The sequence below is a fragment of the Pseudomonas sp. 1912-s genome, from assembly GCF_029269205.1.
In the GTDB taxonomy this organism is placed as follows: Bacteria; Pseudomonadota; Gammaproteobacteria; order Pseudomonadales; family Pseudomonadaceae; genus Aquipseudomonas.
Window position 1 is genome coordinate 54,715 of sequence record NZ_JARIXR010000019.1, and the last position, 18,526, is coordinate 73,240.

The 18,526-nt window shown below is 60.0% G+C and carries 21 protein-coding genes and 1 tRNA gene; 12 read left to right on the plus strand and 10 right to left on the minus strand.

The window, feature by feature from the left end:
* Positions 1-446: 446 nt before the first annotated feature.
* The 3 genes from P3C29_RS21870 to P3C29_RS21880 all read right to left on the minus strand — a co-directional run bounded on the left by P3C29_RS21870 (position 447) and on the right by P3C29_RS21880 (position 1,736).
* Positions 447-1,001, minus strand: coding sequence for a GNAT family N-acetyltransferase (locus tag P3C29_RS21870; protein ID WP_275965425.1), 555 nt, complete (start codon positions 999-1,001; stop codon positions 447-449).
* Between the two features lie 84 nt (positions 1,002-1,085).
* A tRNA-Met gene (locus P3C29_RS21875) sits at positions 1,086-1,162 on the minus strand.
* A 253-nt stretch (positions 1,163-1,415) separates the two neighbouring features.
* The gene (locus P3C29_RS21880; RefSeq protein ID WP_010177056.1) at positions 1,416-1,736 is read right to left on the minus strand and encodes a hypothetical protein; all 321 of its coding nucleotides are present in this window, start codon (positions 1,734-1,736) and stop codon (positions 1,416-1,418) included.
* Positions 1,737-2,162: 426 nt separating this feature from the next.
* Here P3C29_RS21880 and P3C29_RS21885 point away from each other — a divergent pair, with 426 nt between their 5' ends.
* Positions 2,163-3,380, plus strand: coding sequence for an MFS transporter (locus P3C29_RS21885; RefSeq protein ID WP_169387095.1), 1,218 nt, complete (start codon positions 2,163-2,165; stop codon positions 3,378-3,380).
* A gap of 108 nt (positions 3,381-3,488) precedes the next feature.
* Here P3C29_RS21885 and P3C29_RS21890 read toward each other — a convergent pair whose 3' ends face one another.
* Entirely contained in the window at positions 3,489-4,040 is a 552-nt protein-coding gene (locus P3C29_RS21890) for an RNA polymerase sigma factor (RefSeq protein ID WP_201121815.1), read from the minus strand.
* A gap of 269 nt (positions 4,041-4,309) precedes the next feature.
* Here P3C29_RS21890 and sctW point away from each other — a divergent pair, with 269 nt between their 5' ends.
* From sctW to sctU, 11 genes are all read left to right on the plus strand, one after another.
* The gene (gene sctW / locus P3C29_RS21895) at positions 4,310-5,398 is read left to right on the plus strand and encodes a type III secretion system gatekeeper subunit SctW (protein ID WP_201121978.1); all 1,089 of its coding nucleotides are present in this window, start codon (positions 4,310-4,312) and stop codon (positions 5,396-5,398) included.
* Positions 5,395-7,491 (plus strand): type III secretion system export apparatus subunit SctV, encoded by a 2,097-nt coding sequence (sctV, locus tag P3C29_RS21900; RefSeq protein ID WP_275965426.1) that lies wholly within the window; start codon positions 5,395-5,397, stop codon positions 7,489-7,491. The genes sctW and sctV overlap by 4 nt, the downstream gene beginning before the upstream one ends.
* A gap of 84 nt (positions 7,492-7,575) precedes the next feature.
* Positions 7,576-8,475 (plus strand): FHA domain-containing protein, encoded by a 900-nt coding sequence (locus tag P3C29_RS21905; RefSeq protein ID WP_275965427.1) that lies wholly within the window; start codon positions 7,576-7,578, stop codon positions 8,473-8,475.
* A complete protein-coding gene (locus P3C29_RS21910; RefSeq protein WP_201121809.1) occupies positions 8,472-9,830 on the plus strand; it encodes a FliI/YscN family ATPase in 1,359 nt (452 codons plus the stop codon). Before P3C29_RS21905 ends, P3C29_RS21910 begins: the two co-directional genes overlap by 4 nt.
* On the plus strand, positions 9,817-10,245 hold the full coding sequence (locus tag P3C29_RS21915) for a YscO family type III secretion system apparatus protein (RefSeq protein ID WP_201121807.1): 429 nt from the start codon (positions 9,817-9,819) through the stop codon (positions 10,243-10,245). Before P3C29_RS21910 ends, P3C29_RS21915 begins: the two co-directional genes overlap by 14 nt.
* The gene (locus P3C29_RS21920; RefSeq protein ID WP_201121805.1) at positions 10,242-10,700 is read left to right on the plus strand and encodes a type III secretion system HrpP C-terminal domain-containing protein; all 459 of its coding nucleotides are present in this window, start codon (positions 10,242-10,244) and stop codon (positions 10,698-10,700) included. The genes P3C29_RS21915 and P3C29_RS21920 overlap by 4 nt, the downstream gene beginning before the upstream one ends.
* Positions 10,697-11,710, plus strand: coding sequence for a FliM/FliN family flagellar motor switch protein (locus tag P3C29_RS21925; protein ID WP_275965428.1), 1,014 nt, complete (start codon positions 10,697-10,699; stop codon positions 11,708-11,710). The genes P3C29_RS21920 and P3C29_RS21925 overlap by 4 nt, the downstream gene beginning before the upstream one ends.
* A complete protein-coding gene (sctR, locus tag P3C29_RS21930) occupies positions 11,707-12,360 on the plus strand; it encodes a type III secretion system export apparatus subunit SctR (RefSeq protein ID WP_275965429.1) in 654 nt (217 codons plus the stop codon). Before P3C29_RS21925 ends, sctR begins: the two co-directional genes overlap by 4 nt.
* A gap of 7 nt (positions 12,361-12,367) precedes the next feature.
* A complete protein-coding gene (gene sctS, locus P3C29_RS21935) occupies positions 12,368-12,631 on the plus strand; it encodes a type III secretion system export apparatus subunit SctS (RefSeq protein WP_010177045.1) in 264 nt (87 codons plus the stop codon).
* Between the two features lie 10 nt (positions 12,632-12,641).
* On the plus strand, positions 12,642-13,430 hold the full coding sequence (gene sctT / locus P3C29_RS21940; protein WP_275965430.1) for a type III secretion system export apparatus subunit SctT: 789 nt from the start codon (positions 12,642-12,644) through the stop codon (positions 13,428-13,430).
* On the plus strand, positions 13,427-14,524 hold the full coding sequence (gene sctU / locus P3C29_RS21945; protein WP_275965431.1) for a type III secretion system export apparatus subunit SctU: 1,098 nt from the start codon (positions 13,427-13,429) through the stop codon (positions 14,522-14,524). Before sctT ends, sctU begins: the two co-directional genes overlap by 4 nt.
* Before the next feature lie 3 nt (positions 14,525-14,527).
* On the opposite strand, the gene P3C29_RS21950 is transcribed toward sctU, so the two are convergent.
* The 6 genes from P3C29_RS21950 to sctL all read right to left on the minus strand — a co-directional run bounded on the left by P3C29_RS21950 (position 14,528) and on the right by sctL (position 18,516).
* A complete protein-coding gene (locus tag P3C29_RS21950; protein WP_201121794.1) occupies positions 14,528-14,887 on the minus strand; it encodes a transcriptional regulator in 360 nt (119 codons plus the stop codon).
* A 5-nt stretch (positions 14,888-14,892) separates the two neighbouring features.
* On the minus strand, positions 14,893-15,096 hold the full coding sequence (hrpT, locus tag P3C29_RS21955; protein ID WP_201121792.1) for an HrpT family type III secretion system protein: 204 nt from the start codon (positions 15,094-15,096) through the stop codon (positions 14,893-14,895).
* Positions 15,093-17,234 carry a type III secretion system outer membrane ring subunit SctC gene (gene sctC, locus P3C29_RS21960; protein ID WP_275965432.1) on the minus strand — a complete coding sequence of 714 codons (2,142 nt, stop codon included), beginning with the start codon at positions 17,232-17,234 and terminating at the stop codon, positions 15,093-15,095. The genes hrpT and sctC overlap by 4 nt, the downstream gene beginning before the upstream one ends.
* Before the next feature lie 14 nt (positions 17,235-17,248).
* Positions 17,249-17,659 (minus strand): type III secretion protein, encoded by a 411-nt coding sequence (locus P3C29_RS21965; RefSeq protein WP_345952311.1) that lies wholly within the window; start codon positions 17,657-17,659, stop codon positions 17,249-17,251.
* Positions 17,643-17,861: a hypothetical protein gene (locus P3C29_RS21970; protein WP_201121788.1), complete on the minus strand. Its 219-nt coding sequence runs from the start codon at positions 17,859-17,861 to the stop codon at positions 17,643-17,645. The genes P3C29_RS21965 and P3C29_RS21970 overlap by 17 nt, the downstream gene beginning before the upstream one ends.
* A gap of 61 nt (positions 17,862-17,922) precedes the next feature.
* Complete coding sequence (sctL, locus tag P3C29_RS21975) at positions 17,923-18,516, minus strand: type III secretion system stator protein SctL (protein ID WP_275965433.1); 594 nt, start codon at positions 18,514-18,516, stop codon at positions 17,923-17,925.
* Positions 18,517-18,526: the final 10 nt, after the last annotated feature.

The window sequence follows — 18,526 nt, forward strand, 5'->3', positions numbered from 1 at the left end:
TGCGCCCTGCATAGTGATCGTAGACGCTAAATCGATGGTGGCACAAGGCCGTTTCCGCTGAGTTTTGCAACGAATTGTTTGCCGAATCGGTAGGTCGGTCAGTTTCCCGCTCAAGATGAACAAGTTGTTTATCCACTCACCGACTGCTATTAGGTTTTTGGAGTCCTTGGTAAATACTTGTCGAGCATCCAGCCAAAAACACCGTTTCTCACACTGGCGTTGGGGCATTGATTGGGGCTAAGGCAATTCGAACGAGACCCACCGGCGAAAATTTACCTAGAGCATGCCTAGTGATGCCTGGCACGCTAAGGATTTATCAGGCCCAGTGTTCTCACCATTTTATTAGCCCTGCGGAGCCTAGATATTCATCGAGCAGTAACCATGGCGGCTACGTTTTGGATTTTTGACGTGATACTCATGAATGCTGGTTTATTTACATATGAGTCTTAATAATCCGCAGGGTTTACTAGGCCTGTCAGAACATGGTCCGCCCAAACCCCGTTGATCTTGAGATACGCCCGCGCTTCACCCTCGCGTTCAAACCCCAGCCGCGCCAGCAGGCGCGCGCTGCGCTGATTCTCCGGGCGGTAGTTGGCCATGATTCGGTGCAGTTGCATTGCGTCGAACACATGGGCAATCGCCGCCGTCAGCGCTTCCTGCATCAGGCCCTGGCCTTGGGCGGACTCGCTCAGCGCGTAACCCAGGTGACAGGCCTGGAACGCACCGCGTACGACATTGCTGAAGTTGCAGGCGCCGATGATGTTGCCGTGGCTGAATATCAGCAGGTGCAACGCTTCACCGCTGGCGGTTTTGTCGGCCAGGGTTTCGAGGCGTTCGGTGATGGCGGCCAGTTCGAAAAAGGCGTCATCACGCGACGGTTCCCAAGGCTGGAGGAAATCGCGGTTTTGCAGCAGGTACGCTTGCACGGCGCGTGCGTGGGAAGGGTGGGCGGGGAGCAGTAAAAGCCGGTCGGTGTGGATGCCGGTGGCGGGGAATGTCATGCGTCACCTCCATGTGGTGGGGCAGTGTACTTTTCTTCAGGCATAAAAAAACGGCCTACCTTTCGGTAAGCCGTTTTTAGTACTTGGTGGCTACACAGGGACTTGAACCCCGGACCCCAGCATTATGAATGCTATGCTCTAACCAACTGAGCTATGTAGCCAAGTGGCGCGCATTATTCGCGGAGAACGGGAATGCGTCAAGCGCTTTTTTTGAAAATTTATCTACGCTATCAACTGTTTAACGGGAAACACCGGGTTTGGTGACGAGCGGTTGGGGTTTGCGCAGGTCCCGGCCTCACAAAAATCTTCTGTAGGCGCTGGCTTGCCGGCGATACAGGCACCTCGGTGTATCCCTGATACCGAGGTGATGCTATCGCCGGCAAGCCAGCTCCCACATTTGTTCGGTGTTGATCGTCAGGTTTTGCGCGGGTGCAGGCACTCTATCGAGCGGTCGACCATGGCCTTGGCGATTTCCAGCAGGTGCCACACGGCGAGGACTTTGGCACGCTCGGGGCTTTGCAGCTGTTCGCCGCAGTCGAGCGCGGTGGCCGAGGCGCTGTGCAGCAGGTCGGCGGTGTAGAGCAGCGAGTCTTCGAAGCTGATGTCGTCGCTGATGGCGTAGAAGTTCGTCGACGGTTGCGGCGGGTCGGTCGGCAAGTAGTGGTCTAGCGCTCGGTTGAAGGCGGCGCGGTCTTTGGCTTGGTCACGGGGTGGATCGGGGACAATTTTAAACATGGCATAGCTCCTGATTAACTGGGAGCCGTACCGTTCGCGACTAAACGAAGGGTGGCGGCTGTACGCAGGTTAGTCGACCGGCTAATCAGGAAAACCCGGCGCACCCGAAGGTGCCCTGCGCACAGCCACCATGAAACCTCATGGGAACATGCGCCTGATATAGGTCCGGGCGACTAAACCCGATCACTGAAAACCAGCGACGGACCGAAGACTAGCCACCGACTCCCCCAGGCACAAGGCCGAAAGATTCTCTAGGAAACGTCCCGCAAATTAAAGGGATTCATCTTGCTGGCCCTTTACAAACCATGACCGCTGCATCGATTCATCTAGTCGTTAGCCTGCTAACGGGATAGCCTTCCTGCCCCCAAAAGTGGCACATTGTCGCACCTGCACCTGTGCATCCATCTGCTGTACGGAAAACCTCCCATGGCTCTGAGCAATTCCCAGCCCTCCGTGGCTACGACGCCTGCTGCCGGGCAAACCAGCCCGTTGGTGATGCGTGTGATCGGCGCGGTGGCGCTGGCGCATTTGATCAATGACTTGATCCAGTCGGTACTGCCTTCGATCTACCCGATGCTCAAGGCCAATTACGGCCTGACGTTCACCCAGGTCGGCCTGATCACCCTCACGTTCCAGCTCACCGCATCCTTGTTGCAGCCATGGGTGGGTTATTACACCGACCGCCATCCCAAGCCGTACCTGTTGCCCTGCGGGATGATCTGCACGCTGGTGGGCATCTTGATGATGTCCCAGGTGGGCAGCTTCCCGTTGATCCTGCTGGCGGCGGGGTTGATTGGTATCGGGTCGTCGACCTTCCACCCGGAAGCCTCCCGCGTGGCGCGTCTGGCGTCGGGCGGTCGTTATGGTCTGGCGCAGTCGACCTTCCAGGTGGGCGGTAACGCCGGCTCGGCCTTTGGCCCGTTGCTGGCGGCGGCGATCATCATTCCGTTCGGCCAGGGCAATGTGGCCTGGTTCGGCCTGTTCGCGGTGTTTGCGTTGTTTGTGCTGTATGCGATCAGCCGTTGGTACGCCAACCACTTGAACCTGTTCAAGCTCAAGCAAGGCCAGGCGGCCACTCATGGCCTGTCCAAGGGGCGGGTGCTGAGCGCGCTGGTGGTGCTGGGCCTGCTGGTGTTTTCCAAGTACTTCTACATGGCCAGTTTCACCAGTTACTTCACCTTCTACCTGATCGAGAAGTTCGACCTGTCGGTGGCCAGTTCCCAGCTGCATCTGTTCCTGTTCCTGGGCGCGGTGGCGGCGGGGACGTTCTTTGGCGGGCCGATTGGCGACAAGATCGGCCGTAAGGCGGTGATCTGGTTCTCGATCCTCGGCGTTGCACCGTTCACCCTGATCTTGCCCCATGTGGACCTGTTCTGGACCAGCATCCTGAGTGTGGTGATCGGCTTTATCCTGGCCTCGGCATTCTCGGCGATTGTGGTGTACGCGCAGGAGCTGGTGCCGGGCAATGTGGGGATGATCGCCGGGGTGTTCTTCGGTTTGATGTTTGGTTTTGGCGGGATTGGTGCGGCGCTGCTGGGGCACCTGGCAGACATCCACGGTATCGAGTACGTGTACACGTTGTGCTCGTTCCTGCCGCTGTTCGGGGTGTTGGCGATTCTGTTGCCGCGTACCAAAAAGGCCTGACTTCAAGCCAATCGAGTCGGGCAGGTATCCTTGCTGCCCAACGCTTGCATCAAACGGGTAAATCAGTTGCTCCTGCAAAGGGTATCGGCGTTGTGTCGGTGCCCCGATTTACGGCTGTAGCGGGTTGTAGGTGGCCCGTTTCAGTTGTTCGCGCGCCCGGGACAACCGTGAGCGCACGGTGCCAATGGGGATGTCCATGGCGTCGGCGGTGTCCTGGTAACTGCCGTCGGTCTCCAGCGAGGCGTAGAGGGTTTTGCGCATTTCCACCGGCAAATGCGTGATCGCCCGCAGGGTTCTTTCGAGCTTGCGGTTGACCTCGAACTGCCAGTCCAGGTTGTTGTTGTCTTCCTGCCCATGCCACAGGGCTTCATCGAACTCGCAATGCACGGGTTTGGCGTACAGGCGCCGAAAGTGATTGCGAATCAGGTTCTGGGCAATTCCGCACATCCAGGTGCTGAGTGTGGCCTGGCCGCTGAAGCGGTCCCGGTTGCGCCAGGCTTCCAGGTACGTCAGCTGCAGAATATCGTCTGCATCTTCCGGGTTGAGCACGCGTTTATGAATGAATCGTCGGAGTTTCTTGTGGTGGTCTTCCGACAGGTTCTGGATGGAGCGGTGCGGGTCAGGTGTAAGGTGAACTAAAACATCGATAGGAATATCCATGATTTTCTCCTCAGGGTAGACGGTCGAAATGATTTCGACGGGAACCCTGTTAGCACTGCCTGTGCCAAACGAAAAAAACTCATAAGTCGTTGATAATGTTAGGTAAATATCTTGTTTCAGTGCCTTTTTGTGCAAGTGTTTGCACAAAGCATCGCGGGTTTGCGCCGATCTTTTCATAGGCCCCGGTATCGCCGATAAAGATGGAACCGTAACGGGGTTGCTTGCCACACACGGATACGAAACTTCCTGTGCTGGCATTTCTCATGAACATGAACGTCAATTCCCCCGTTGAAGCACAAAAGCCCCAGCGCCTGGATACGCCTGCGAACGTCGATGTGAGGCCACGCTCCCAGGCGTCCGGCACGACGGGCGTCGACGACCTTGCGGCGCTGTTTAGCCAGGAGGTCGAACTCAACAGTATGGGCTTGGGCCGGCGCCAGTTGGGGACGCGCGTGACGCCTGTGGAGCAGTTGACCCAGCTCTATGAGCAGCTGGGCCATCCGGCACAGGCGACACTGGCGACCATCGCCCGCAACGTCAGGGTTCAACTGTTGCTCAAGCCCAGCGTCGACAAGCTGCTGGACCTGACAGGAAACGACCCGGCCCGTACCTTTGTTGTGCTCAAGCAGGTGGCCGCGCAGGCGCAAGCGCAAGCGCGCACTAACGAGGCGGCTCTGGCCAACGACGCGCTTGCCCGGCTGGAGATCCGCTTCAAGCCACAAATCCAGGCGGGCTTGAACATCGCGCTGGCGTTGCAGGCGAGCATGGATGACCCTCACTTGCGGCAGGCGGTACGCAGTGTGTATTACGCCAGCGTGGTCGCCCGGCAATCGCTGGCCAGCATGATGAATGCGTTGTTGGGGTTATTCGGTGGCAATGAATTTGGCCACGGGTTGAAGTTGATGCGCCGGGCCCTGGCTGACGACATTGCGGCGCATAGCCCTTCGCTGCCTACTGCGCAGTTGCGCACCTTGCTGATGGGGCTGCGCAGTTGCGGCCAGTTGGGCAGTGTCTTGTCGAGTTGCCAGGGGTTGATTGCTCGAATGGCCGCTGTGCATCCGGGCATTGATCGGGACGCCGTCGCGCTGCTGCAGCGTTTATTGGGGTACGTGAGCACGGGCATCGCGCCTGCCGAGATTCAGCGCCTGGCCAGTGAGTTGGGTGGCGCGGCGCTATCCGACCAGTTGGTGTCGCTCAATAGCCTCTATCCCGTGTTCGGGAGCCTGCCCCTGGCCCTGTGGCGCGACAGCAAGGGGCGCCAGGAAGCCCTGCTGGGTTTTATGGTGGTGATGGATGAGTACGCGCTCAGTGAGCGAGGTTTCCGGCACGTCGGTGCGTGGCCGAGCAACCATCCATGAGTGCATTGCGGGCAATCAACACGGTGCTGCTCAAGGTTGCACAACGCGCCGAGGTGCTGGGTGCGGTCGTGATCATGGGCATTGTGTTCATCTTTATCGTGCCGTTGCCGACCTGGCTGGTCGATATCCTGATTGCCGTCAACATTTGCATTTCGTGCCTGTTGATCGTGCTGGCGCTGTACCTGCCTGGGCCGCTGGCGTTTTCCTCGTTTCCGTCGATCCTGCTGTTGACCACCATGTTTCGCCTGGCGTTGTCGATTGCGACCACACGCCTGATCCTGCTGGAGCAGGACGCCGGCGACATTGTGGAGGCCTTCGGCAACTTCGTGGTGGGCGGTAACCTGGCGGTGGGGTTGGTGATCTTCATGATCCTGACCATCGTCAACTTCCTGGTGATTACCAAGGGCTCGGAGCGTGTGGCCGAAGTGGCGGCGCGCTTCAGCCTGGATGCGATGCCCGGCAAGCAAATGTCCATCGACAGTGATTTGCGCGCCGGCCTGATCGATGGCGAGCAAGCCCGGGATAAACGCGAGCAGTTGTCCCGCGAGAGCCAGTTGTTCGGGGCAATGGACGGGGCGATGAAATTCGTCAAGGGCGACGCCGTTGCCGGGCTGATTATCGTGGTGATCAACTTGCTGGGCGGGTTCTCCACCGGCATGTTCCAGCATGGCATGAGTGCCGGCGATTCCATGGCGCTGTACTCCGTTTTGACCATCGGTGATGGCCTGATTGCGCAGATTCCTGCGCTGCTGATTTCCTTGACCGCCGGCATGATCATCACCCGTGTGGCGCCTTCCGGGCGTAACAAGGGCACCAACAACATGGGCGCAGAGATCGCCCGGCAAATGACCAGCGAACCCAAGAGCTGGATCATCGCCTCGGTCGGGATGCTCGCCTTTGCGGCGCTTCCCGGGATGCCGACGGTGGTGTTTATCCTCATCTCGCTGATCACCGGCTCCCTGGGTTACTTTCTGGTGCGTCAGCGCCAGAGGCGAGAGCAGCCGGAGCACGCGAACACCGACGTGGTCGCCCCACAAAACAATGGTGAGGAAGATCTGCGCGGCTTTGATCCGTCGCGGCCTTACCTGTTGCAGTACCCGGCCGCTTTGCACGGCAGTGCGCAGGTGGCGCAGATCACCCATGACATTCGCCAGGCCCGCAATGGCCTGGTCACGCAAATTGGCCTGACGCTGCCGCCGTTTGAAGTCGAGTTCACGCCCGCGCTGGCCGATGATGAGTTCCGTTTTTGTGTGCATGAAGTGCCGATGATCAAGGCCACTCTGGGGGACCGGGTTGCGGTGGCCCACGACGCGCTCGCGACTGAACCTGAAGAGGGCACCAAGGGCCTGTCTGAGCGCGACGAACAAGACTGGGTATGGTTGGCGCCGGATGATCCATTGCTCAACGATGAGCAACTGGAGCGCTCCACGGCAGAGGGTTTGATCATCGAGCGCATGACCCGGGCGATGCTGCTGAGCGGGCCGCAGTTTCTCGGGATCCAGGAGAGCAAGTCGATTCTCAGCTGGCTTGAGTTCAACCAACCGGAGCTGGTGCAGGAGTTGCAACGCATCATGCCGCTTTCGCGTTTCTCGGCAGTGTTGCAGCGCCTGGCCAGCGAAGGTGTGCCACTGCGCGCCGTACGCCTGATCGTTGAGGCGCTGATCGAGTATGGCCAGCATGAGCGTGAGCCGGACGCGTTGGCCGACTATGCGCGCATCGCCCTCAAGTCGCAGATTTTTCACCAATACAGCGAAGCCGATGGCCTGCATGCCTGGTTGTTGTCGCCCCACAGCGAAAACGTGCTGCGCGATGCACTGCGCCAGACTCAGACCGGAGTGTTCTTTTCCCTCGACAACGACAGCAGTGCGGTACTGGTGAGCTTGCTCAAGCAGGCCTTCAGCGTGCGTGCCAAGAGCAAAAGTGTGCTGTTGGTCGCGCAAGACTTGCGTAGCCCCTTGCGCACATTGCTGCTGGAAGAGTTCAACCATGTGCCGGTGTTGTCGTTTGCCGAGTTGGGCAGTTCGTCCAAGGTCAAGGTGCTGGGACGGTTTGACCTGAGCCAGGACGATCTGCTGCGTGGGGCGGTGGCATGACCACTCTTTTGGCGATTGCCCGTTGGTTTGCATCGGAAGGTGCTGCGCGGGGCAGGCTGTCTCTTGCGGCAATGAGGCCTGACGATGTTTGAGCTACGCGTACTCGATGGCTTGCACCAGGGGGCGGCGTTGCCGTTGTTCGGCGAGCAGTGGAGCGTAGGTGCACACCCTGACGCCGACCTCGCGCTCTACGACCCGGGCATTGCCGAGCGCCATGTGCGGCTGCAGTGTGTCGAGCGGCGCTGGTCGGTGCAGGCCGAGGAAGGGGTGATACAGGATGCCGACGGGTTGATCCTGGCACAGATCGCTGACCTGGAATTCAACTCAACGTTTTCGATTGGCAACGTTCGGCTCTGCGTCTCCCGCACCGATCAGCCCTGGCCCCAGGCGCCGGCGCCTGTGCATCAAGCACCTGCGCCACCGAGTGAGGCGCCCGCCACGCTGGCGCTGTCGTCAATCTCGAGAACGCAACAGAAGCGGTTGATAAGCCTCGTGGTCGTGGTTGCCGTCATTGTCACGGCGCTGGGCATGTCCTCTTCGGGAGAGCGCGAGGCCCAGGCATCGCTGATGCCACCGATGACCCGGAAAAACGAGCTGGGCTCGCCTTACGACGTACGCCAGCAATTGCTGAAGATGCTCAATGAGCGCGAGTTGACCAACCGCATCAGCATTCAGTTGATCAATGGCCAGGTGCTGCTCGACGGCAATGGTTCCCAGGACGACGTGGAGTTGGTATCGCGCATGCTCAGCCGGTTTGGCGAACAGTTTGATACCGCCGTTCCGGTGATGAGCCGGGTCAAGGTCCGCGACACAACGTTTCCTTTCAAGATTCTGCAGATCGTCGGCGGGCCCAACGGGCACGTGGTGCTGGAACAGGGGAACCGGCTGTTTGTCGGCGATGAAATGGACGGCTTGCGCCTGGTGCTGATCGATAACACCAAAGTAGTCTTCGAGGGTCAGCAACGCTTTGAGGTGCGCTGGTGACCCAGGACCTGCAGTCGCGTCTTGAAGCCTGGGAGCAGCGTCAGTCGCGTGCGCTGGCCAGCTTTGCACCGGTGGCGATGCGCGGCCGTGTCCAGCGCGTCAATGGCATGTTGCTGCAATGCCGGCTGCCCGAGGCCTGCATCGGCGATTTGTGCCAGGTCGAAAAATCCGCCGGCGAATATATGCTGGCCGAGATCATCGGTTTCGACCAGCAGGATGCCGTGCTCAGTGCCCTGGGCAATCTTGAAGGCGTGCGCGTGGGCGCCAGTGTGCAACGGCTGGGAGTACCCCACCGGGTACGGGTCAGCGATGAATTGCTGGGCCAGGTACTCGATGGCTTTGGGCGACCGATCGCGGGTGACGGCCCCAGCGCCTTTGTGGATGACGACACGCCGGAGGCGAGCACTGTGTTGTGCGAGGCGCCGCTGCCTACCGAACGCCCCCGGATCAACCGGGCCTTGTCCACCGGTGTGCGTTCGATCGATGGGCTGATCACGCTGGGTGAAGGGCAGCGTGTCGGCCTGTTCGCCGGTGCCGGCTGCGGCAAGACCACCTTGTTGGCGGAGATCGCGCGTAACGTCGAGTGTGATGTGATCGTGTTCGGGCTGATTGGCGAGCGTGGTCGTGAGCTGCGTGAGTTTCTTGACCACGAGCTGGATGATCAACTGCGGGCCAAGGCGGTGCTGGTGTGTGCAACCTCCGATCGCTCAAGCATGGAGCGCGCCCGCGCGGCATTCACCGCGACCGCGCTGGCCGAAGGGTTCCGGCGCAAGGGCAAGCGGGTATTACTGCTGATTGACTCCTTGACCCGATTTGCCCGAGCCCAGCGTGAAATCGGCCTGGCCGCGGGCGAACCCCTGGGACGTGGCGGCTTGCCTCCGTCGGTCTACAGCCTGATGCCCCGCCTGGTGGAGCGGGCCGGCTTGACTCGCGACGGCGTGATCACCGCCATCTACACCGTGCTGATCGAGCAGGATTCGATGAATGACCCGGTGGCGGATGAAGTTCGCTCACTGCTCGATGGCCATATCGTGTTGTCCCGCAAGCTGGCCGAGCGTGGCCATTACCCGGCGGTTGACGTATTGGCCAGCCTTTCGCGAATCCTGAGCAACGTCGCTTCGCCCGAGCATATCCAGGCCGGTACCGCCTTGCGCCGTTTGTTGTCGGCCTACCAGCAGATCGAGCTGATGCTCAAGCTGGGTGAATACCAACCCGGCAGTGATGCCCTGACTGACCTGGCGGTGGACAGCCGTCAGGCGGTCGACGGGTTTCTGCGCCAGGACCTGCGGGAGCCCGCACCGATGGCAATGACCCTGGACCAACTGATGGAGTTGACCACCAATGTCCCTTTCTGAAATCGATACGTTGCGGCGTTTGCGCAAGCATCGGGCCGATCGGGCCGAGCGCGCGTTGAGTGCTGCCAAAAGGCAACAGCAAGCGCTGCTGGTGCAAATCCGGCAGGCAGCAGAGGCCCTGGAACAAACCCGGCTGGACGAAGCCCGCAAGTCCGCCGAGCTTTTGGGCAAGCATCAAGGCCAGGTGATCTCGTTCGGCGACATCAAATCCTGGAATACCGAGGAGCGCACGTTGTCTGCCGACACCCGCCGCGAAGAAGGACAGTTACACGACCTGCACGGACAGCGCGACGAGCAGTTGACCCACATCGACAGCGCGCAGAAGCACGTTACTCAGTGTTTGCGTGAGGTTGAAAAACTCCAGGAGTTATCCCTTTTGTTGGTACAGGAAGACACGGCGCAGGAAGAAATATGACGCAGGTTCCAGTGAGCAGGCCTGAGCGTGCGCCTTTGCGTGAGCCCCGGGATGAACGTGAACCAGGCCCCGGGACGTCTGTGCCCTGGCAGCAGGGACTGTTATTTACCCAGCTGTTTACCAGTGACCATGAGGGCGGTGGCTACGGCTCCTCCCCGACGTCGATGTCGGCGTCGACCGAGGCGCTGATGATTGAGGCAATGGCCGAGCAGTTGGCGCCGCGCATACAAGGCGCCATGCAGTGGCCGCTGCAGGCGGTGCTTTACCTGCCGCGCCTGGGGCGGATCAACGCCAGTGTGCGACGTGAACAGGGTGTGTGGAACGTTGAGCTGGACGCGGAGGAAGAGCGCACTGCGCGTTGGCTGGGGGATGTGTGTCAACGCCTTGAAGACGGGCTGGCCAACGTGTTGGCGAAGCCGGTCCAGGTACAACGGGTACACGTGGCGCCCACATGATTTTGCAGATTTTAACGTTGCCCATTGTCAGCGGCGCCAATGTTGCGGCGCGGCGCCGGTTGGGTCGTGGCTTGCGCATGCCGTTTCAGGTGGCGGGGCACAACGGTGAGTTGTTGATGGAGCCGGGCCGTGCCCCCGCGGGCGTGACACCGCTGTTTTTCGAGAGTGCCTGCGGGGTGTTGGCTTTCGCCGAACCAGGGCCGCTGTTCAGCCTGCTGGGAGAGTGCCCGGTGACGCTGGCAGAGGCCGGCAACGATCCGGGCTCGTGGTTCTGGGACTTATTCCAGCACCACCTGAGCCCGCAGGTACGCGGGTTGTTTGGCTTCCTGCGGTTACTGCCGGCCCCCAGGAAACTGAACTTCGGCTGTCGTTTCACCGTGACGTTGGGACCGTCCAGGGTTGTGGGTTACCTGTGGCTGACCCCTGAGAGCTTGCTGGCACTGTGCGAGACCGGTCCCTGGCATCCCATAGCGGAGCCTTTGCCGGCTTCGTTCCAGTTGGCAGTGGCGGTGACCCTGGGGCGCTTGAAGTTGCCCATCACGCAGTTGCGCGGCGTACGGGCCGGTGACGTGGTGATGCTTGAGCAGCCCCTTTTCGATAGGCAGGGCAATGGTTACTTGCACATCGGCAAGCGTCGGCTGCACGTGCGTATTGACGATGATTCCGGGCCGTTGTGCCTGACGCTTATTTCGATCGAGGAAACGTCCGTGGACGAGGATTTTGCAATACCGCAATACCCGGAGCATGAGTTGGATGAGCCGGTAGTGGATGTCTTCGGCCATGAGCCTTTCGACGAGTTGAGCATGGCGTTGAATGTGCGCTGTGGCACCCTGAGCCTGACCTTGGGCGAGCTGCGCAACCTGGCCCCCGGCGCGGTGCTGGGCATCTCCGGTTACGCCCCCGGCATGGCAGGGCTTTACTACGGCGACCGGCCGATTGGCCAGGGGCAGTTGGTGGAAGTGGACGGGCGCCTGGGGCTGCAGTTGTCACGTGTGATTTTCTCCCGATGACGCTCCAGGGGGTCGACCCTCTTGTGCTGGCGATGTTTCTCGGCGCCTTGTCGTTGATGCCGATGCTGTTGATCATCTGTACGGCTTTTTTGAAGATCGTCATCGTGCTGATGATTACCCGCAACGCCATCGGCGTGCAGCAGGTGCCGCCGAGCATGGCCATCAATGGAATCGCGCTGGCCGCGACGCTGTTTATCATGGCGCCGGTGGGGTACGAGATCGCCCAGAACGTCAAGGCAACGCCGGTGGACATGAGTAACGTCCAGACGCTTTTGGACACCGGGCTTGGGGCCATACAGCCGTTGCGCGCATTCATGCTGCGCAACACCGACGCGGACGTGTTGACCCACCTGCTGGAAAACAGCGCACGCATGTGGCCGCCTGAAATGGCCCAAGGCACCCAGCGTGAAGACCTGATCCTGTTGATCCCGGCGTTTGTGTTGTCGCAATTGCAGGCGGGGTTCGAGATCGGCTTCCTGATCTACATTCCGTTCATCGTCATCGACCTGATCGTGTCCAACCTGCTGTTGGCCCTGGGGATGCAAATGGTCTCGCCCATGACCATTTCACTGCCGCTCAAACTGCTGTTGTTCGTGATGGTTTCCGGGTGGTCACGGTTGCTCGACAGCCTGTTCCTTTCCTACCTCTGAGTGACCTATGGAACCGATCGTGCTGTTCAAGCAGGGCATGCTGCTGGTGGTGGTGCTGTCGGCACCACCGCTGATCGTGGCGGTGATCGTCGGCGTGCTGACCTCCCTGGTGCAGGCCCTGATGCAGATACAGGACCAGACGCTGCCCTTTGGCATCAAGCTGGTCGCGGTGGGCATCACGCTGGTATTGACCGGCCGCTGGATCGGCCTGGAGTTGATCCAGTTGATCAACCTGATGTTCGACATGATCGCCCGCTCGGCATTGAACTGAGGGACTGCGCGTGCTGCTCTATCTAGAATATTTGCCGAGCCTGCTGGTGGCCATGGCGCGCATTTATCCTGTCGCGATTCTGGTGCCGGCGTTTTGTTTCCAGCACATAAAAGGCATGCTTCGGCACGTCATCGTGATGGTCATGGCGTTGATCCCGGCGCCTGGTATCCATGCTGTACTGGCAGGCCAGGATTACTCCGCGCTGATGATCAGCGGGTTGGTCCTCAAGGAGGCGGCCCTGGGCTTTTTACTGGGGATCTTGCTGGCGATGCCGTTCTGGATGTTCGAGTCGGTGGGGGCGCTGCTGGATAACCAGCGCGGCGCGTTGGCGGGTGGCCAGCTCAACCCGTCGCTGGGCCCGGACGCCACGCCCATCGGCCATCTGTTCAAGCAGTTGGTGATTTACCTGCTGATCGCGGTCCTGGGGTTGAGCGTGTTGACCCAGGTGATCTGGGACAGCTACCTGATCTGGCCGGCGACCGCCTGGGTGCCGCTGCCGGCGGTCAATGGCTTCAGTGTTTTCCTCGGCGTGTTGGGCGACACCTTTACCCACATGATGCTGTACGCCGCGCCGTTTATCGCGGTGCTGCTGTTTCTGGAATTCGGCTTCGCGGTGTTGGGCCTGTACAGCCCGCAGTTGCAAGTCTCGACCCTGGCAACGCCGGTCAAGAGCCTCGCCGGGCTGGGAATACTGCTGCTGTACTTTCCACTGTTGCAGGATTTGATCGTCACCCGCATGGCACAGTTGGCAGACCTCAAACACGCCATTGGCCTGATGTTTCAGGGCGCTGCACCATGAGTGATTCGGGGGAGAAAAAACACGCCGCCACCCCCAAGAAGCTGAAGGATCAGCGCAAGAAAGGCCAGGTCGCCCAAAGCCAGGACGTCGGCAAGTTATTGGTGCTGACTGCCTTGAGTGAAATCGCCCTGTTCACCGCTGAAACCAGCCTGCAGCGTCTCCAGCAATTGATGATGCTGGCGATGTCGGGCATTGGCCGGCCCTTTGTGCGTGCCCTGGAGGAAGTGCTGTTGGAGGGCCTGGTGATGTTTTTCTCGTTCGCCCTGTTGATGGCGGGGGTAGCCATTGCGGTGAAGCTGATCAGCGGTTGGTTGCAGTTCGGGTTCCTGTTCGCGCCGGAAAGCTTGAAGCCGAACTTTAGCCGTCTCAACCCTCTCAGCCAGATCAAGCAGATGTTTTCCGCACAGTCGGTGATGAACCTGTTGATGGGGCTGGGCAAGGCGCTGCTGCTGACCCTGGTGTTGTATGTGGTGATCGGGCCGTCGTTGGCGGCGTTGATCAACCTGGCCACCAGCGACCTGCAGAGCTATATCCTGGCGCTGATCACCTTGTTCCGGCATTTGCTGCACGCCACCCTTGGGTTGCTGCTGGTGCTTGCGCTGATCGACATGACGTTGCAAAAACACTTCTTCGCCAAGCGCATGCGCATGACCCAGGTGGAGGTGATGAAGGAATACAAGGACATGGAAGGCGACCCACACGTCAAGGGCCAGCGGCGTCAACTGGCTTATCAATTGGCCCAGGAAGAACCGAAGGTCAAGCTGCCCAAGCTTGAAGAGTCCGACATGTTGGTGGTTAACCCCACGCACTTTGCCGTCGCGCTTTACTATCGCCCCGGGAAAACGCCGTTGCCGCTGTTGGTGGACAAGGGCACGGATGCCGAGGCGCGCAAACTGATTGAGCGGGCCAAGGCGGCCGACGTACCGGTCATCCAGTGCGTGTGGCTGGCGCGCCTGTTGTATGAGAAGAAGCTCGGGGCGAACATCCCTCGGGAGGCGTTACAGGCGGTGGCCGTCATCTACCGCACCCTGCGTGAGCTTGACGATGAGGCCAAGCGCGACACGCTGCACTTGCCGGAGCTGGAGCAGCGCTAGGTGTCAGCGGGTGCGGTGTCCATCCAGCGCTTCCAGCCTGGCCAGGGACAGCATCCGGCTGACGGCGCCATTGAGTGCGCCGCTCGCCGGTAGCGCGTGCCAGATTACCAGCGCGGCCTTGGCATCCAGATAGATAAAACAACCGTCGAATGCCAGCGCATGCTCAAAACGGCGTTCGAGCACTTGCTGCAACTGCCCGGCCTGCAGCGCCTCGGGGGTTATCTGCAACGCCAGGCCCCGCTGTGTACCGGACTTGATGGGGAGCAGGGTAATACCCGGAGACAGGAGCAGGTGAGCGTCATCGCCGCTCACCAGGTTGTCCAGGAACACCTGGCGATGTTGATCATCGTCGGGCAATCCCATGGGGTTCACCGTTCCAGGGACACGGTCTGATAATCCGATCGCTCACCCGCAGGGCCGGGCTCGATGCGCATCTGCGGCGGCCACCAGACCACCATCTTCTCCGCGCTCGATTGCGGGCGTGAGCAGGAGTCGCCCTTGCACGTTGGCGTGCAACCGACGATAAGCAGGGCCAGGCCAATCAAGGTGACGCAGGACAGTCGATGTTTCATTGGGCGTTATTCCGGGCAGGCGTGAGCAGGGAGGGGCGGGGCACACCGATGTGTTCATCTTTGGTGACGGGACGCATGGCGATGAATACTTCGGCCTCTTCACCCGGTTTGAGCCAGGCACGCGGCCAGACGCTCACTGCCAGGGTCTGGGAGTTGCTGCATTCCTTTTCATCAATGCGCACGTTGCGATTGAACTGGTTGCGCAGCACCACCACGGCGACGTTGAACTGCGGGCCGGCATACCACTGGCTGCGCTCGGTATTGAGTGCCAACAGGTCCCGGGTGGCGCACAGAGTGCCCAGCCCCAGTGGCATCGGCGCCGCCTTGAAAGCGGTGGGCACTTGCCCGCTGACGAGGTGAGCCAGGGTGCTGGTGATATCACTGCGCTTGATCACCGGCTGATGCTCGGCGTAGCGCCGGGCCAGGGGCTTGAGAGCCGCCTGAAGTTCGGCCTGGTCTTCCTGTGGCAAGTAACGCGAAGGGTCGGCCTGATCACCGATGACGCGCGGTGTCAGGATAAACAGGCGTTCGCGGCGGTTGTTCTGGCGTTCGGTGGAGGAGAACAGCGCCTTGCCCAGCAGAGGGATGTCCCCCAGCAACGGCACCTTGTTTTGCTTGTCGGTGCTTTCAGTGACATGGAAGCCTCCGACCACCAGCGAGCGCTTTTCTGCCATCACTGCCTGGGTGCTGACCTTGCCCCGACGTACATCGGGCCCGGTGCGCTCGGGGTTGGACTCGTCGAAATTACCGTCCTCGATATCCACTACCAGGTGGATCTGGTGCTGGCCGCGGGTGGTGATCACCCGGGGCACCACCTGGAAGCTGGTACCCACCGTGATGGGCAAGATGGTGGCGGCCTCTGTGCCGGCGGTAAGGTATTGGGTGCGGTTGAAGTCGATCACGGCCGGCTGGTTTTCAAGAGTGAGCACGGACGGGTTGGACACCATGGTCGCCAGGCCCCGTTGTTCCAGTGCCCGGACATCGGCATAGAAACGGTCGCGGTTTTCGATCGACAGCTGCGATGACGTACCGGGTGCCATGTTCACGCCGCCACGGAAGCGGCTGTTTTGAAAGCCCCAGTTGACGCCGAATTCACGCAATTGAGTGCGCTCGATATCGAGGATGATTGCGTCGATTTCCACCAGTTTGCGCGCCACGTCGAGTTGGGCGATCAACTCGCGGTACATCGCCTGGCGTTCCGGCAGGTCGTAGATCAGGATGGCGTTGTTACGCACATCGGCTTCGACGCGGATCCGGCTGGAGTTGGCAGGCGCGCGCGGGGTGAGCGCCACGCCGCTGTCCAACTGCCCAAGGTTTGCGGTCGGGCCGAGCATTTGCCCCAGCATCGGGTTGCCCAGCCGTGGAAAAGCCGGCGTGATGGGCGAGGGTTGTGAAGCTGACCCAGGGCGCTGGCTCAGCGTCGAGAGGGCCGAGGGGGTGCGAGGTTCCAGCAAGCCCCGCAGCATGCTCGCGACGCCGGGGATGGTCAGCTTTTCGCCGCGATAATCAATATGGCGGTCTGCCGCGTTGGCGAATTTCAGCGGGTAAGTGAGAACGCTCTGCTTTTCGTCGGGGGATTTTCGCTGGCTGCTGAATTGCCTGACCTGTTCGATATAGCGCTTGGGCCCCGAGATCAGCACGACGCCGTCTTCAGGTAACTCCCCCCAGCCGAAACGACTGTCGAGCAGGCCGATATCGGTCAATGCCTGCTTCAGGTCGGTGATGGTTTCGGACGAAACCTCCAGGCGCGCAGACTCTTGTTGGTCCAGGGTACTGATGTACAGGGTGTTGTTGTACAGGTACCACTGGAAGCGGTGCTCTACGCCGAGCCTGTCGAGCAACGATTGCGGGGTATTGGCGCGTATCTTGCCATTGACATTGCCTTCCAGGAGGCCATCGATTTGCAGTTGGGTGCCGAAGGTCTGGGCGAAGTCCTCCAGTACATCCCGCAGGGGCTTATGCTCTGCCTCATAGGCGTAGGCGGTGTTTTTCCATTCGCTGGGGACGGCAGCCAGGGTGCTTTCCACGGGGGCCAACAGGCAGGTCAGTGCGATCAGGTAGCGCCAGTCGGCGCGTTTTGATGGAACACCAGGCAAGTCAATCTGCAAGCCGGTGCGCTTGTGGGTCTTGTTATACATTGAGGGTTCTCTGATTAGTACGACAGCGAACGTAGTGAGGTGGGTTTGAGGTTTTGGGCAGGCTGCGCAAGGCGGGCGAACAGGGAGCGCCATGTGTCACGCTGGTTGAGCAGGGATTCAATGCAACGCAGCACGGAGTCCAAACCCTGCGAATCCTGAACGCTTTGAATCAGCCATAACGCACCGCTGTCAGGCTTTTGGGAAAGCGCGCCCTGGAAATGATTCAGGCTGGCGGCGCCCAGGCGCATCCAGTTTTGCAAGGTCGTGTTATCTGGCCGGCTTGAGGTCAGTTGAGCCCCGAGCAACAACGCGTCTCCCTGATGTTTCAGCATGAGTTCATCATCGCCTTCAAACAGCGAGAGCTGTTCTTTACGGCTGTTCAGCCAGTGACTGACGAGCTCCTGCATTTTATTGAAAGCTGTCAAAGGTACTTTTGAGCAGCATATGCTCAACGCGGTTATGTTCCAGGTACGCCATCTGGGACACGGTGCTCTTTACTGCCAGTTCATAGAATAATTCTGCGTCTGCCCCCTCTTGCGCAGCCACCCCGGAACTTGATTTAAAAAGCTTATGGGAGGTACTGCTGGTTCTTAAAAGTTCGCGCGACAGATCATTGAAAAGGCTCATGGGCGTTCCTTTGTCATGGGTGGGTGTGCATTGAAAAATCAATTTTTCCAGGTGTATGTCGTCAAGCGCTTATCCGGTGCTCTTGGGCCTGATTGAAAAAAAGCTCGAGCATCGAGTGCCAACTGATACGGAAATCCCCCTCGTCGGTTTTCAACACAAGTGTTTGAGGGGGAATCGTCTCGTCGGCGTGAAGCTTCCAGATCGTGGCCTTGCGATTAGCGAGACACTGTTTTATCTCCTCAAGGTCATGAGGGTGGCAGAGCAGCGACGCATCGATCTCCTGGACCTGGTTCGCCAGTAATTGCCTCAACAGGGCGGCCAGCCTTTGCGGAGCTACCGTTGCGTCAAGCAGGGAGCGAATCGCCTGGTTGGTGATTGATGTTGCGTACTGCTCCAGGCTGTCGCACATGGCTTGGCGATCACGTTCCCATCGCTTGAATTGGGCATCCGCGCGCTGCCAGACTTCCAGCGAGGCCTGCTCCAGCAGCGCTTCGCATTTCTTCTCTGTCTGGGCTATCAGTTCATCGGCCTGCGCATTGGCGCGACTGATGAGCTGGCTGGCTTGCTCCCAGGTCGCGAGTTCCTCTCGGGGGATCAGGCTGCGTGGCAACCCAGGTTTGTCCTTGAGCAACTCAATGGTGTACTGACATAGCATCGTTGTGTTC

Coding starts and splice junctions, on each gene's coding strand:
- P3C29_RS21885 (WP_169387095.1), top strand. CDS start 2,163: ATGGCTCTGAGCAATTCCCAGCCCTCCGTGGCTACGACGCCTGCTGCC.
- sctV (WP_275965426.1), top strand. CDS start 5,395: ATGAGTGCATTGCGGGCAATCAACACGGTGCTGCTCAAGGTTGCACAA.
- hrpT (WP_201121792.1), bottom strand. CDS start 15,096: ATGAAACATCGACTGTCCTGCGTCACCTTGATTGGCCTGGCCCTGCTT.
- sctR (WP_275965429.1), top strand. CDS start 11,707: ATGACGCTCCAGGGGGTCGACCCTCTTGTGCTGGCGATGTTTCTCGGC.
- P3C29_RS21970 (WP_201121788.1), bottom strand. CDS start 17,861: ATGAGCCTTTTCAATGATCTGTCGCGCGAACTTTTAAGAACCAGCAGT.
- P3C29_RS21905 (WP_275965427.1), top strand. CDS start 7,576: ATGTTTGAGCTACGCGTACTCGATGGCTTGCACCAGGGGGCGGCGTTG.
- P3C29_RS21880 (WP_010177056.1), bottom strand. CDS start 1,736: ATGTTTAAAATTGTCCCCGATCCACCCCGTGACCAAGCCAAAGACCGC.
- P3C29_RS21920 (WP_201121805.1), top strand. CDS start 10,242: ATGACGCAGGTTCCAGTGAGCAGGCCTGAGCGTGCGCCTTTGCGTGAG.
- P3C29_RS21925 (WP_275965428.1), top strand. CDS start 10,697: ATGATTTTGCAGATTTTAACGTTGCCCATTGTCAGCGGCGCCAATGTT.
- sctC (WP_275965432.1), bottom strand. CDS start 17,234: ATGTATAACAAGACCCACAAGCGCACCGGCTTGCAGATTGACTTGCCT.
- sctU (WP_275965431.1), top strand. CDS start 13,427: ATGAGTGATTCGGGGGAGAAAAAACACGCCGCCACCCCCAAGAAGCTG.
- sctW (WP_201121978.1), top strand. CDS start 4,310: ATGAACGTCAATTCCCCCGTTGAAGCACAAAAGCCCCAGCGCCTGGAT.
- sctL (WP_275965433.1), bottom strand. CDS start 18,516: ATGCTATGTCAGTACACCATTGAGTTGCTCAAGGACAAACCTGGGTTG.
- sctS (WP_010177045.1), top strand. CDS start 12,368: ATGGAACCGATCGTGCTGTTCAAGCAGGGCATGCTGCTGGTGGTGGTG.
- P3C29_RS21950 (WP_201121794.1), bottom strand. CDS start 14,887: ATGGGATTGCCCGACGATGATCAACATCGCCAGGTGTTCCTGGACAAC.
- P3C29_RS21915 (WP_201121807.1), top strand. CDS start 9,817: ATGTCCCTTTCTGAAATCGATACGTTGCGGCGTTTGCGCAAGCATCGG.
- P3C29_RS21890 (WP_201121815.1), bottom strand. CDS start 4,040: ATGGATATTCCTATCGATGTTTTAGTTCACCTTACACCTGACCCGCAC.
- P3C29_RS21870 (WP_275965425.1), bottom strand. CDS start 1,001: ATGACATTCCCCGCCACCGGCATCCACACCGACCGGCTTTTACTGCTC.